Source organism: Arthrobacter sp. LT660, from assembly GCF_056172845.1.
The window spans coordinates 2,794,658-2,807,648 of the sequence record NZ_CM149651.1 but is presented as its reverse complement, the minus strand read 5'-3'; the positions used below and the strand labels follow the sequence as shown (position 1 = coordinate 2,807,648).

Genomic DNA, 12,991 nt, shown 5'->3' with positions numbered 1-12,991 from the left:
CCGGCAACCCCGCGACGCAATCCGGCTCAACATTCTTTGATCGCGGCCCCGTTCTTGCCACAATGGAACGAACCATCCCGAGCGGCCGAGAGATCTGGCTCGACGACGCCGCAGCAACCATCCGCCCCCCGGAAAGGTGCTACCGCCAGGACCGATGGAGAGCGCGCAAGCGATCTTCCGCCCAGCGCCCGCGGCGCCCGTCCCCAAGGAACCAGCCATGAGCACCAATAACCCCGTCAGCCCCGTGGCCGATCTCGAGACCCCGCTCAAGTTCGCCTATTGGGTGCCGAATGTCTCCGGTGGGCTCGTCGTCTCCACGATCGAGCAGCGCACCAGTTGGGACTTCGACTACAACAAGAAGCTGGCCCGCATCGCGGAGAACTCCGGCTTCGAGTACGCGCTCACGCAGACGCGCTACGCCGCCAGCTACGGCGCCGACAAGCAGCACGAGGCCACCAGCTTCTCCCTCGCCCTGCTCGGCGCCACGGAACGCCTCAAGGTCATCTCGGCCGTCCACCCCGGCATGTGGCACCCCGGCGTGCTCGCCAAGTTCATCATCACCGCCGACCACATCTCGGGCGGCCGTTCCGCCGTGAACATCGTCTCCGGCTGGCTCAAGGACGAGTTCGTGAACTTCGGCCTCGAGTGGCTCGAGCACGACGAGCGCTATGTCCGCACCGAGGAGTTCATCAACGTCCTGCGCGGGCTGTGGACCGAGCAGAACTACAGCCAGTCTGGCAAGTACTACAACATCAACGACTTCACGCTGAACCCGGCGCCCGTGGACATCCCCGGCCGCGCCCACCCGGAGATCTTCTTCGGCGGAAACTCCACAGCGGCCCAGGCCGCCGCCGGGCACGCCGCCGACTGGTACTTCTCCAACGGACGCTCCCTGGAGGGATTCAAGGACAACATCTCCGGCGTGGTGCAGGCCGCGAACGACGGCGGCCGCACCGCGGCGGCGAAGCCCCGCTTCGGTCTCAACGGCTTCGTGATCGCCCGCGAGACGGAGAAGGAGGCGCACGAGACGCTGCGCGAGATCATCGCCAAGGCGCACCGCCCCGCCGTCGAGGGCTTCGCCAACGCCGTCAAGGAGGCCGGGCAGTCCACCAAGGACGGCAAGGGCATGTGGGCCGACTCCACGTTCGAGGACATGGTCCAGTACAACGACGGCTTCCGCTCCGAGCTCATCGGCACCCCCGAGCAGATCGCCGAGCGCGTGATCGAGTTCAAGAAGATCGGCGTGAACCTGATGCTCACCTGCTACCTGCACTTCCAGGAGGAGGTCGCCGCGTTCGGCCGCGACGTGCTGCCGATCGTCCGCGAACTCGAGGCGGACCTCGCGCGCAAGAACGGCACGGAGCTGAACACGGACCTGCTGCCGACCACCAACCTCGAAGGGGCCACCGCCTAATGGCAGACCACCAGTTCGGATTCCGCACGCGCGCCCTGCACGCCGGCGGCACGCCCGACGCTGAGCACGGCGCCCGCGCCGTCCCGATCTACCAGACGACGTCGTTCGTCTTCAAGGACACGGACGACGCCGCCAACCTGTTCGCGCTGCAGAAGTACGGGAACATCTACTCGCGGATCGGCAACCCGACGGTCGCCGCGTTCGAGGAGCGCATCGCCTCCCTCGAGGGCGGCATCGGCGCGGTCGCCACCGCCTCCGGCATGGCCGCCGAGTTCATCACGTTCGCGGCGCTGACCCAGACCGGCGACCACATCGTGGCCTCCTCGAAGCTCTACGGCGGAACCATCACGCAGCTGGACGTCACGCTGCGCCGCTTCGGCGTGGAGACCACGTTCGTGGACAGCAACGACGCCGCCGACTTCGCCGCGGCGATCCGGGAGAACACCAAGGCCGTCTACACCGAGGTCGTCGCCAACCCCTCCGGCGACATCGCGGACCTGAAGGGCCTGGCCGAGGTCGCGCACGCGGCGAACGTGCCGCTGATCGTGGACTCCACGCTCACCCCGCCCTACATCCTGCGCCCGATCGAGCACGGCGCGGACATCGTCATCCACTCCGCCACCAAGTTCCTCGGCGGACACGGCACCACGCTCGGCGGCGTCGTCGTGGAGTCCGGGACGTTCAACTGGGGCAACGGCAAGTTCCCCACCATGACCGAGCCCGTGGCCAGCTACGGAAACGTCTCCTGGTGGGACAACTTCGGCGAATACGGCTTCCTGACGAAGCTGCGCTCCGAGCAGCTGCGCGACATCGGCCCGGCCCTGTCCGCGCAGTCCGCGTTCCAGCTGCTGCAGGGCGTCGAGACCCTGCCCCAGCGGATGGACAACCACCTCTCCAGCGCCCTGGCCGTCGCCCAGTGGCTGGAGGCCGATCCGCGCGTCACCTACGTGAACTACGCGGCGCTGCCGTCCCATCCCCAGCACGCGCGCGCGCAGGAACTGCTGCCGCAGGGCGTCGGATCCGTCTTCAGCTTCGGCGTCAAGGGCGGCCGCGAGGCCGGCGGCCGGTTCATCGAGGCGCTCCAGCTGGCCAGCCACCTGGCCAACATCGGCGACGCGCGCACGCTGGTGCTGCACCCGGCGTCGACCACCCACCAGCAGCTCTCGGCCGGGCAGCTGGAGGCGGCGGGCGTCCCCGGGGACCTGATCCGCCTGAGTGTGGGCCTCGAGGATGTCGAGGACATCCTGTGGGACCTCGACCAGGCGCTCGAGGCGTCCCAGCAGGACGTGGCGGGCGGCGGGCTCGCGGCTCCGGAGTACGACGGCGAGGCGTGCGCCGTCCCGGCGCCCGCCCAGATCGGAGCGGCACAGTGAGCGCAACCACCGAAGAGCGCACCTGGGAGGGCCCCTCGGCCCCCGAGCGGCTCAACATCCTGCGGAACACCACGTCCATCGCGATAGTCGGCGCGTCCAACAAGCCGAGCCGGGCGTCGTATTTCGTGGCGACCTACCTGCTGTCCTCCACCCGGTACAAGGTCTACTTCGTGAACCCGGTATTGGACGAGATCCTCGGCCAGCCCGTGTACAAGTCGCTGGCGGACCTGCCGGAGACGCCGGACCTGGTGGAGGTCTTCCGCAAGCACGACGACCTTCCCGGCGTGCTCGACGAGGCCGTTGCCGTCGGGGCCAAGACGATCTGGCTCCAGCTGGGTTCATGGCACGAGGACGTCGCGGCGGACGCCGAGAAGGCCGGGCTGAACGTGGTGATGGACCGCTGCGTGAAGATCGAGCACGCCCGGTTCCACGGCGGGCTCCACCTGGCCGGGTTCAACACCGGCGTGGTCAGTTCGAAGCGGCAGGTCCTCGCCTAGGCGGGAACGCACAAGGGCCCCGTGCGTGGCCGGCACCACCACGGTGCCGGGACGGGCACGGGGCCCTTGCCGTGTTGGTGCTAGCGCGGCAGGTTGAGCTTCAGCTTTTCGACGGGGCGCTTCACCATTGCCGGGGCCTTGGACACGGATCTCTTGACCGAGGTCGTCGCCTTCTGCGCGGCCTTGCGGGCCGCCGCCTTCTTGGCTTGTGCCGCGGCTAGAGCGCGGGCGGACTGTCCAGCGGCCTTCGCCTTGGCTTGTGCCTCCCGCTTCGCCTGCGCCACTTTCTGCGACTGCGTCTGTGCCTTGCGCTCTGCCGCGGCTTGTCGCTGCGCCGCCGAGTTCTGGGCCGCCGACTTCTGGGCAATCGACTTCTGTTGCGCCGCCGCCCTTTGCTGGGTCGCGGAGTTCGCCCCAGCCTGGGTGAGGGCCTTCGCCGCGCCGGCGCTCGCTGTCTTGCTTTGGGCTTGCGCCTTCTCCTGCTTCGCGGGAATTTTCGGCGCCGCGGCCGGTGCCGCCGCGGAACGTGTCTGGAGCCCTGGAGGGTCCACCTCGCGCGGGACGCTGGAGGGCACGGCCACGGGAGCGGGCGTGGGGGCCGGGACGGACGTGACCCTGGCTCGGGGATATTCCGTGACGGGACCCGCCGCGACGCCCACCGAGGAAACGGTCGGCGCCTTGTCCTGCCACGACGTTGCGGCCGCGACACCTCCGAGGCCGGCGGCAAGGGCCAAGGCCAGGGCGGTTCCTGCGGCGGTCGAGCCTCGCCGTCGGCGCATCGGCACCACGTTGGACTTCCCGCCGTCGGACTTCCCCCCGGCAGCGTTCTCGCCGATGCCGTCGAGCAGCGCCTTCAGTTGGCCGGTGGGGCCGGGAGCTTCGCGATCCGCGTAGGTCTCGAGGGACATGAGCGCCTTTTCCAGGCGCGGGTCCGACGGGACGCCACTCTCCGCGAGCAGACGGGCCACGTTCGCAGCGCTGTTGCCGTCAATGCGTGTCATTCGTGTCCGCCTCCTCCAAAGTCTTCTTCATGGCCAGCAGCCCGCGCCGCTGCAACTGCTTGATGGCCCCCGGGCTTTTGCCCATGATGTTGGCCGTTTCTTCAATGCTCATTCCCGCCACGACCCGGAGCAGGACGCACTCCCGCTGGTCCGTCGGCAGTCCGTCGACGACTGCGCCGAGGGGGCCGGAATCAAGCCGGTCCAAGATGGTTTCGTGTGCGGAAGAGGCCTTGCGCGGATCCGTGTCCGCCTCGTATTCGTCGAGGCGGGGCGCGCGGACCCTGGCCCGGGTCGCGTCAACCATCCGCGCGTGGGCCACCGAGAACGTGAACCTCTTGAATCCAGCGATGCCTCCCTCAAGCTTGGCCAGCTGGGTAAAGACCGCCAGGAACACATCCTGCGTCACACCCTCGGCGTCTTCCACGCCCTTGGCCTCGAGATAGCCGCGGACTTGACCTGCCAGACCCCCGTACAACACGGACAGAGCCTCGGCATCACCTTGCCGGGCCCTGTTCATTACCTCATCCGTGAGGACGGGGACCAAGACACTCCTGAAATCGTTTGGGACGGTTTGGGCTAGAGTCTAGTCGCCCCTAGCCGCCCGTCGACGAATCGTCCGGCCGGAGATGTTCAGAAGCCGGGCCGAGACTCGTTGGGGGGAACCCTCGGCCCGGCTTCTTCACTTCGGTAATCGCGGCCACACCCACGGAAGTTACGCGCGGCCGAAAAACTTTCGATCCGCGGCAACCGGCCCCGTTCACACGCCGATTCGGCGGTTCTTGAGGACGGGCAGGAACTCCCGCACCTCGTCGAGCCGCCGCCGCGTCACGTCCACGGTCACCAGTTCCTCGCGCTCGTCGTCGAGGAAACCGACCGGAATGCCCAACGGATCCAGGATGGCGGAGTGCCCGATGGTGTTCGTCGAGCTCGTCCCGGCGGCCGCCACCCACACGGTGTTCTCCACGGCCCGCGCCTTGAGCAGGGTTTCCCAGTGGTCGATCTTGTGGTCTCCCTTGAACCAGGCCGCGGCGACCAGCAGCACGTCGGCGCCGTCCACGGCCAGCTTCCGCGCGAGTTCCGGGAACCGGATGTCGTAGCAGGTCATGACGCCGAACTTGAGGTCGCCGATCTCGAACGTCCCGGTGGCCTCGGGGTCGCCCGCCTTGATCTTCGTGGACTCCTGGTAGGAGAACGCGTCGTAGAGGTGCACCTTGCGGTAGGTCCCCACGATCCGTCCGGTCGCGTCGACGACAACAAGCGTGTTGTACGGCTGCGGCTCACCGCTGGCCTCGTAGCCGCCGGCAACGATCGCGATCGAGTTCTCGGCGGCGATGAACGAGACCTGTTGCACGAACGTCGACCAATCCCGCTCGACGGCGGAGGCAAGGTCGCCCTCGACCTTGCGCACGGTGAACATCGTCTCCTCGGGGAAGAGCACGAGCCCGGCGCCCTCGGACGCCGCGCGTCCCGCCAGCCTGCGGACCACATCCAGGTTTTCCTCGAGGGTTCCGGCCGGAGAAAACTGACCAACACTGATTTTCATCTTGCTGCCTTCCGCTGGGGGACTGTTTCCAGCGTACCCAGACCGCGTCGCCGAGCGTAGCCTGTGGTCATGGGCACTGCCTTGTTGCGCACCGAGGTCGTGGTGGTCGGCGCCGGACCGACCGGCCTGATGGCCGGCAACTGGCTGGAGAAACTGGGGATCCACGCCATGGTCATCGACGCCAAGCCGGGCCCCACGCGGGAGTCCCGCGCACTCGGCGTGCATTCGCGGACCATGGAGATCTACCGGCAGCTCGGGGTCGTCGACGAGGTGCTGCGGCGGGCGGTTCCGGCGTCCGAATTGCGCCCGGGGGTGGGTGTGCGCACGCTCGGAGCGCTTCCGCTGGGGCGGATGGGCCACGGGCTGACGAAGTACCCCGGTATCCACATCCTCGAACAGAGCGACAACGAGGAGATCCTGTCCCGGCGCCTCGCCGCGCGCGGCCGCGCCGTCTGGTGGAACCACGCCTTCGTCTCGCTGGAGCAAATGCACGACGACGGCCGCGTCGCCGTCGAAGCGGACGGCTCCGAGGGGCGCATCAGGATCCTGGCCCGGTACGTGATCGGCGCCGACGGCACGTCCTCCCCCGTCCGCCGCGCACTCGGCATCGGGTTCCAGGGCGTCACGAGCGAGCAGGTCTTCTACGTGGTGGACGCCAACGGCGTGTCCGGGACGGGGTCCGGCATCAACCTGCGCGTCAGCGAGGAGAACTTCATGCTCGCCTTCCCCATGGGCCCGGACGGCTCCGGCGGCGAACGTGTGCGGCTGCTCGGGATCGTTCGCCAAGAAGACGATGCCGCGCCGATCGGTCAGGAAGCCGCCGCCGTCGACGAGGGGCGGGCACGCGCCACGCTCGCCGGCGACTTCGGCATCCGCTACACCGGCGCCGGGTGGTTCGCGACGTACCGGGTGCACCACCGTGTGGCCGACGCCTTCCGTCACGGCAGGGTGTTCCTGACCGGGGACGCGGCCCACATCCACTCCCCGGTCGGCGCGCAGGGGATGAACACCGGCCTCCAGGACGCCCACAACCTGGTCTGCAAGCTGGCCGATGTGCTGTGTGGCCGCATGCCCCGGGACTATCTGGACCGCTACGAAGCGGAACGCCGGCCCGTGGCACTGCGGCTGGTCTCGACGACGGACCGGGTGTTCACCGCGGTGACCTCCACCTCCCGGGCGGCGCGTGCCCTGCGGACCGTGGTGCTGCCGCGCGTGTGGCCGGTGGCCATCAGGCTGGTGCCGCGGTCGCCGGCCGGCGGCAGGATGTTCGGGTACGTGTCCCAGATCCGGATCCACTACTGGATGACGGAGTCGGAGCGCCGCGCCGCGGAGGCCACCCGTGGTCTGGCGCGGTGGAACCGCCGCGGCATGCTGGTGGGTCGCCGGCTCCCCTGGGTCCCCGACAACCACGCCCCGCTGCAGGACGCCTGCTGGCAGGTCCACGCCTACGGACCGTCCGCGGCGGCGTTGGGCGGCGAGGTTGGGCGGCGCCACGGCTTTCCGTTGCATGGGTTCGCCGCCGCCCCGGGACGGCACCTGCCGGACGGCACCGTCGTCGTCGTGCGGCCGGACGGGTTCGTCGCCGAGGCGCACCGCGCCGCCGCTAGGATTCCGTCCCCGGAAGCCTCGCGGCGAGGTAGGGCGCGGTAGCGCTTCCCTTGGCGACGGCGACCTGCGCGGGAGTGCCCGCGGCCACGAGCCGCCCGCCCTTGTCGCCGCCGGACGGGCCCATGTCGATCACCCAGTCGGCGGCCGCCACCACGTCCATGTTGTGTTCGACCACCACCACCGTGTTCCCGGCGTCCACCAGCCGGTCGAGTTGGCGCATCAGCCGCACGACGTCGGCCGGGTGCAGCCCCGTCGTCGGCTCGTCCAGCACGTAGAGCGTGTGCCCGCGCTGCAGCCGCTGCATCTCGGTGGCCAGCTTGATCCGCTGCGCCTCGCCGCCGGAGAGCTCCGTGGCCGGCTGTCCCAGCCGGAGGTACCCCAGGCCCACCTCCCGCAGCGTGGCGAGGCTCCGCGCGGCCGCGGGAACGTCCGCGAGGAACTCGGCGGCGTCGTCGACGGGCAGGGAAAGGACCTCCGCGATGTTCCTGCCCCGGTACGTGACCTCCAGCGTTTCGGGGTTGTAGCGCGCACCGTGGCAGTCTGGGCAGGGGCCGTAGCTTCCGGGCAGGAACAGGAGCTCGACGGCGACGAAGCCCTCGCCCTGGCACGTGGGGCACCGCCCCTCGGCGACGTTGAAGGAGAACCGGCCGACGCCGTATCCCCGCCGCCGCGCCTCGTCCGTCCCGGCGAAGGCCTTCCGGACGGAGTCGAACAGGCCGGTGTAGGTGGCCAGGTTGGAGCGCGGCGTCCGCCCAATGGGCTTCTGGTCCACCGTCACCAGCCGGTCGAGGGTCTCCAGCCCGGCGACGTGCGCCACGGACGCCACCGCCTCGGGGACCTCGGGCTCGCCGTCCGCCGGTCCGTCCGCGGCCGCGGCGCGAGCCTCCGGCCTGACGTGCCGGCGCACCGAGTCCGCCACGACCCGCACGAGCGAGGACTTCCCGGAGCCCGAGACGCCTGTCACCGCGGTCATCACGCCCAGTGGGAACTCGGCGGTCAGCGAGCGCAGGTTGTGCAGTTCGATGCCCTCCAGGCGGATCCGGCCCACCGCCTCGCGCGCGCCGACACCCCCGGCGGAATCCGGGCGCGCTCCGGAGGCCGACCCGTCGCCGTCGAACAGGAAGCCGCGCGTAATGGAGGCGCCGACGTCGGCCAGCCCCTCCACCGGCCCGCTGTAGAGGACGTCGCCTCCGCCCTCGCCGGCGTGCGGCCCGACGTCGACGATCCAGTCCGCCCGGCGCACCACGTCCATGTTGTGCTCGACGACGAAGACCGAGTTTCCGGCCTCCTTGAGCTGCTGCAGTACGGCCAGCAGGGGTTCGGCGTCCGCGGGATGGAGTCCGGCGGACGGCTCGTCCAGCACGTAGACGACGCCGAAGAGCCCCGACCGCAACTGGGTGGCGATGCGCAGCCGCTGCGTTTCGCCCGGGGAGAGCGTGGGCGTGGTCCGGCCGAGCGCGAGGTAGCCGAGCCCCAGGCCGAGCAGCACGTCGACGCGCCGCACCAGATCCTCCGTGATGGGCGCCGCGATGTCCGCAACGTTGGGCCCGCCAGCGGTGGCCGGATCGCAGGAGCGCAGCCGCTCGGCGAGCACGGTCATCGGCAGGGCGTTGAGGTCCGCGATGGTGGCGCCGTCGAACGTGACGGCGAGGGCCTCGGCGCGCAGGCCGCTGCCGCCGCATTCGGCGCACGGGCCGGATTCCATGTAGCGGAGCACGCGGTCGCGCATGGTCTGGCTCTTCGAGTCCGCGAGCGTGTGCATGACATAGCTCTTGGCGCTCCAAAACCGGCCCTTGTACGGCTTCGCCACGCGGTCCCGCTCCGGGTTCACCTCGACGACCGGCTGTTCCTCGGTGAAGAGGATCCAGTCGCGCGTCTTCCGCGGCAGCTTGCGCCAGGGGACGTCGACGTCGTGGCCCAGGACGGTGACGATGTCGCGGAGGTTCTTGCCCTGCCAGGCGCCGGGCCACGCCGCGATGGCGCCGTCGCGGATGCTCAGCGAGGGATCCGGGACCAGGGACGCCTCGGTGACGGTGTGCGCGACGCCGAGTCCGTGGCAGACCGGGCAGGCCCCCGCGGCGGTGTTGGGCGAGAACGAGTCCGAATCCAGCCGAGGCGCGCCTTCCGGGTACCTGCCGGCACGGGAGAACAGCATGCGCAGCGAGTTGGAGAGCGTGGTGATCGTCCCGACGGTCGATCGCGAACTGGCCGTTCCCCGGCGCTGCTGGAGGGCGACGGCGGGCGGCAGCCCGGTGATCTCCTCCACCTGCGGGTTGTGGCCCTGGGTCAGGAGCCGGCGCGCGTACGGGGCCACGGATTCGAAGTACCGGCGCTGGGCCTCGGCGTAGATCGTGCCGAACGCGAGCGAGGACTTGCCGGATCCGGAGACCCCCGTGAACGCCACCACGGCGTCCCTGGGGACATCGACGTCCACGTTGCGCAGGTTGTTTTCGCGGGCGCCGCGGACGCCGACGAAACCGGAAGCGGGGGAACTGGTTGCCATTCCCCCGACTCTAGCCGCGAATCCCTGCCCGTCGAGGCCTAACCGTTGACGAGGTCGTGACGCACGATCGTCTGGTCGCGGTCCGGACCGACGCCGATGGCCGAGAACCGCGCGCCGGACATCTTCTCCAGCGCCAGGACGTAGTTCCGCGCGTTCTCCGGAAGATCCTCCAGCGTCCGCGCCCCGGTGATGTCCTCGGTCCAGCCCTCGAAGTGCTCGAAGATCGGCTTCGCGTGGTGGAAGTCGGTCTGCGTCATCGGCATCTCGTCGTGGCGCACGCCGTCGACGTCGTACGCGACGCACACCGGAATCCGCTCGATGCCCGTCAGGACGTCCAGCTTCGTCACGAAGTAGTCCGTGAATCCGTTCACCCGCGCGGAATAGCGCGCCAGAACGGCGTCGTACCAGCCGCAACGGCGCGGGCGGCCGGTGTTCACGCCGAACTCGCCGCCGGTCTTCTGCAGGTATTCGCCCATCTCGTCGAAGAGCTCCGTGGGGAACGGTCCGGCGCCGACGCGGGTGGTGTAGGCCTTGACGATGCCGATGGACCGGGTGATGCGCGTGGGGCCGATGCCCGAGCCGACGGACGAGCCGCCCGCCGTCGGGTTCGAGGACGTGACGAACGGGTAGGTGCCGTGGTCGACGTCGAGCAGGGTGGCCTGGCCGCCCTCCATGAGGACCACCTTGCCCTCGTCCAGGGCCGTGTTCAGCTCGAGGGTGGCGTCGATCATCAGGGGGCGCAGGCGTTCGGCGTAGGAGAGGAAGTACTGGACGATCTCCTCCGTCTCCACGGTGCGGCGGTTGTAGATCTTGACCAGCAGCTCGTTCTTCTGGCGCAGCGCGCCCTCGACCTTCTGGCGCAGGATGGATTCGTCGAAGACGTCCTGGACGCGGATGCCCAGGCGTCCCACCTTGTCCATGTACGCCGGGCCGATTCCGCGGCCGGTGGTGCCAATGGCGCGCTTGCCGAGGAAGCGTTCGGTGACCTTGTCCATGGTCTGGTGGTACGGGGCGACGAGGTGGGCGTTGGCGGAGACGCGGAGCCTGGAGGTGTCGGCGCCGCGGGCCTCGAGCCCCTCGATCTCCTCGAAGAGCGCCTCGAGGTTCACCACGCAACCGTTGCCGATGATCGGGATGGCGTTCGGGGAAAGGATGCCCGCGGGAAGGAGCTTGAGCTCGTACTTCTCGCCGCCCACGACGACGGTGTGCCCGGCGTTGTTGCCGCCGTTGGGCTTGACGACGTAGTCGACCCGCCCCCCGAGCAGATCGGTGGCCTTGCCTTTGCCCTCGTCGCCCCACTGGGCTCCGACGATCACGATTGCTGGCATGGGATCCTCCCCTTGCTGGTTCGGCCAGACCGGTTCGCACCGGGTTCCGGCGGTGCCGGACACAAGAACGCCCCTGACCACTCGCCCGCGCCCCGTCCCGGGGGCGCGCGTAAGAGATAGGGGCTCTTACGCGCCGAGTTTACCGGAGTGGGCAACAACATGCGAGTTATCCACAGGAGGCGGCGTCCGGCCGGTGCCGCGTTCTGTCAATAGACGAGCCCGAAGACCCAGGCGGCGAGGGTGAGCGTGGTGATCGTGGTCAGGACCAGGGCGATGAGGTTCAGCCAGACGCCGGCCCGGACCATGTCGTCGATCTGGACGTGGCCGGAGGCGAAGGCGATGGCGTTGGGCGGCGTGGCCACCGGCAGCATGAACGCACAGGTCGCGGCGATCGCCACGGGGATGACCAGCAGCATGGGGTCGATGCCGAGTCCGATGGCGACGCCGCCGATCAGGGGCAGGAACGTCGCGGCGGTCGCGGTGTTGCTGGTGAGTTCGGTGAGCAGGAGGACCAGTCCGGCGATGACGGCGACGAGCAGGATCAGTGGAAGCGCCTCGAGGCCTGCGACTTTCGTGCCGATCCATTCGCTCAGGCCGCTGGATCCGAACTGGGAGGACAGCGCCAGACCGCCGCCGAAGAGGATGAGGATGTCCCACGGCAAGGCCTTCGCGCTCGACCAATCCAGCAGGGGAACGCCCTTCCGGACATCCGCCGGGAGGACGAACAGCACGACGGCGACGGCCATGGCGATGACGGCGTCGGCGATATTGGAATCCGGCCAGAGGAACGGCACGCAGATCCAGGCCGCGGCGGCGAGGACGAAGATCGCCAGGACCTGTTTTTCGCCCACGCTCATCGAACCGAGCTTCTTGTACTCACTGTGGATCAGTTGACGGCCGCCGGGGATCTCATCCATTTCCGGCTTGTAGACGACGCTGGTGAGCAGAAACCAGGCGATGGCCATGAAGACGATGGCCATGGGAACGCCCACCAGCATCCATTGGCCGAACCCGACCGTGACGTCGTGGTTCTCGGCCAGGTAGCCGACCATCAGCGCGTTGGGCGGGGTCCCGATGATGGTGCCGAGCGAACCGATGGACGCCGCATAAGCGATACCGAGCATCAGGGCGATGCTGAAGTTCTTCGGCGCGCGTGTGCCGTTGCCGGACTCCGCGACGAGCGTGATGACCGAGAGCCCGATGGGAATCATCATCACGGCGGTGGCCGTGTTGGAGACCCACATGCTCAGGAATCCGGTGGCGACCATGAATCCGGCAATGAGCATCTTCGGCTTGGTGCCCACCAGCAGGACCGTCGCCAGGGCGATGCGCCGGTGCAGGTTCCAGCGTTGCAGGGCCAGGGCAAGCAGGAAGCCGCCCATGAACAGGAAAATGATGGGATTGGCGTAGGGCGGCGCGACGTCGTCGATCGGCGCCACGTTGAGCACGGGAAAGAGCACCAGGGGCAGTAGCGCGGTCACGGCCAACGGAACGGCCTCGGTCATCCACCAGACGGCCATCAGGGCCGCGATCGCCGCCGTCGTCCGGCCGGCCTGTTCAAGGTCCGCCGGGAGCAGGAAGTACACGGCCACGGCCAACAGCACGCCGGCTGCCAGTCCGATGCGTTTGCGCATGATGACGCGGGGATCCTCCGCCGGAGCGCGCATCCCGGGCGCGACTGAATGGTCAATTCCAGTGGACGGCGTTGTCATGGTGGAACCTTT

Annotated in this window: 10 protein-coding genes and 1 riboswitch; of the genes, 4 read left to right on the top strand and 6 right to left on the bottom strand. The window is 69.1% G+C overall.

All coding sequences use genetic code 11. From position 1 onward, the window contains the following. Positions 1 to 69: 69 nt before the first annotated feature. Positions 70 to 161, top strand: a riboswitch (SAM riboswitch). A 56-nt stretch (positions 162 to 217) separates the two neighbouring features. Genes sfnG through AC0QSG_RS13090 form a run of 3 tightly spaced genes read left to right on the top strand, consistent with a single transcriptional unit; the run spans position 218 to position 3,284 of the window. Then, positions 218 to 1,414, top strand: a complete 1,197-nt coding sequence (sfnG, locus tag AC0QSG_RS13100; protein ID WP_435727731.1) for a dimethylsulfone monooxygenase SfnG — start codon at positions 218 to 220, stop codon at positions 1,412 to 1,414. Next, the gene (locus AC0QSG_RS13095; RefSeq protein ID WP_475375707.1) at positions 1,414 to 2,787 is read left to right on the top strand and encodes an O-acetylhomoserine aminocarboxypropyltransferase/cysteine synthase family protein; all 1,374 of its coding nucleotides are present in this window, start codon (positions 1,414 to 1,416) and stop codon (positions 2,785 to 2,787) included. Before sfnG ends, AC0QSG_RS13095 begins: the two co-directional genes overlap by 1 nt. Continuing rightward, positions 2,784 to 3,284, top strand: a complete 501-nt coding sequence (locus tag AC0QSG_RS13090) for a CoA-binding protein (protein ID WP_475375706.1) — start codon at positions 2,784 to 2,786, stop codon at positions 3,282 to 3,284. The genes AC0QSG_RS13095 and AC0QSG_RS13090 overlap by 4 nt, the downstream gene beginning before the upstream one ends. Before the next feature lie 80 nt (positions 3,285 to 3,364). Here AC0QSG_RS13090 and AC0QSG_RS13085 read toward each other — a convergent pair whose 3' ends face one another. The 3 genes from AC0QSG_RS13085 to AC0QSG_RS13075 form a co-directional block, all read right to left on the bottom strand. Continuing rightward, the gene (locus AC0QSG_RS13085) at positions 3,365 to 4,285 is read right to left on the bottom strand and encodes a hypothetical protein (RefSeq protein ID WP_475375705.1); all 921 of its coding nucleotides are present in this window, start codon (positions 4,283 to 4,285) and stop codon (positions 3,365 to 3,367) included. Then, on the bottom strand, positions 4,272 to 4,802 hold the full coding sequence (locus AC0QSG_RS13080; RefSeq protein WP_475375704.1) for an RNA polymerase sigma factor: 531 nt from the start codon (positions 4,800 to 4,802) through the stop codon (positions 4,272 to 4,274). The genes AC0QSG_RS13085 and AC0QSG_RS13080 overlap by 14 nt, the downstream gene beginning before the upstream one ends. A 240-nt stretch (positions 4,803 to 5,042) precedes the next feature. Continuing rightward, positions 5,043 to 5,828, bottom strand: coding sequence for a carbon-nitrogen hydrolase family protein (locus AC0QSG_RS13075; protein ID WP_475375703.1), 786 nt, complete (start codon positions 5,826 to 5,828; stop codon positions 5,043 to 5,045). 69 nt (positions 5,829 to 5,897) lie between these two features. On the opposite strand from AC0QSG_RS13075, the gene AC0QSG_RS13070 reads away from it, so the two are divergent. Continuing rightward, positions 5,898 to 7,478: an FAD-dependent monooxygenase gene (locus AC0QSG_RS13070; RefSeq protein WP_475375702.1), complete on the top strand. Its 1,581-nt coding sequence runs from the start codon at positions 5,898 to 5,900 to the stop codon at positions 7,476 to 7,478. On the opposite strand, the gene AC0QSG_RS13065 is transcribed toward AC0QSG_RS13070, so the two are convergent. The 3 genes from AC0QSG_RS13065 to AC0QSG_RS13055 all read right to left on the bottom strand — a co-directional run bounded on the left by AC0QSG_RS13065 (position 7,432) and on the right by AC0QSG_RS13055 (position 12,979). Continuing rightward, complete coding sequence (locus AC0QSG_RS13065) at positions 7,432 to 9,939, bottom strand: excinuclease ABC subunit UvrA (RefSeq protein WP_475375701.1); 2,508 nt, start codon at positions 9,937 to 9,939, stop codon at positions 7,432 to 7,434. The two genes, AC0QSG_RS13070 and AC0QSG_RS13065, sit on opposite strands and share 47 nt — an antisense overlap. Before the next feature lie 38 nt (positions 9,940 to 9,977). Beyond that, on the bottom strand, positions 9,978 to 11,267 hold the full coding sequence (locus AC0QSG_RS13060) for an adenylosuccinate synthase (RefSeq protein WP_475375700.1): 1,290 nt from the start codon (positions 11,265 to 11,267) through the stop codon (positions 9,978 to 9,980). Between the two features lie 206 nt (positions 11,268 to 11,473). Beyond that, a complete protein-coding gene (locus tag AC0QSG_RS13055) occupies positions 11,474 to 12,979 on the bottom strand; it encodes an SLC13 family permease (protein WP_475375699.1) in 1,506 nt (501 codons plus the stop codon). Positions 12,980 to 12,991 lie beyond the last annotated feature (12 nt).

Bases quoted from the DNA above. Each gene is read 5' to 3' on its own strand.
- sfnG (WP_435727731.1), top strand. From the start codon at position 218: ATGAGCACCAATAACCCCGTCAGCCCCGTGGCCGATCTCGAGACCCCG.
- AC0QSG_RS13095 (WP_475375707.1), top strand. From the start codon at position 1,414: ATGGCAGACCACCAGTTCGGATTCCGCACGCGCGCCCTGCACGCCGGC.
- AC0QSG_RS13085 (WP_475375705.1), bottom strand. From the start codon at position 4,285: ATGACACGCATTGACGGCAACAGCGCTGCGAACGTGGCCCGTCTGCTC.
- AC0QSG_RS13080 (WP_475375704.1), bottom strand. From the start codon at position 4,802: ATGAACAGGGCCCGGCAAGGTGATGCCGAGGCTCTGTCCGTGTTGTAC.
- AC0QSG_RS13075 (WP_475375703.1), bottom strand. From the start codon at position 5,828: ATGAAAATCAGTGTTGGTCAGTTTTCTCCGGCCGGAACCCTCGAGGAA.
- AC0QSG_RS13070 (WP_475375702.1), top strand. From the start codon at position 5,898: ATGGGCACTGCCTTGTTGCGCACCGAGGTCGTGGTGGTCGGCGCCGGA.
- AC0QSG_RS13065 (WP_475375701.1), bottom strand. From the start codon at position 9,939: ATGGCAACCAGTTCCCCCGCTTCCGGTTTCGTCGGCGTCCGCGGCGCC.
- AC0QSG_RS13060 (WP_475375700.1), bottom strand. From the start codon at position 11,267: ATGCCAGCAATCGTGATCGTCGGAGCCCAGTGGGGCGACGAGGGCAAA.
- AC0QSG_RS13055 (WP_475375699.1), bottom strand. From the start codon at position 12,979: ATGACAACGCCGTCCACTGGAATTGACCATTCAGTCGCGCCCGGGATG.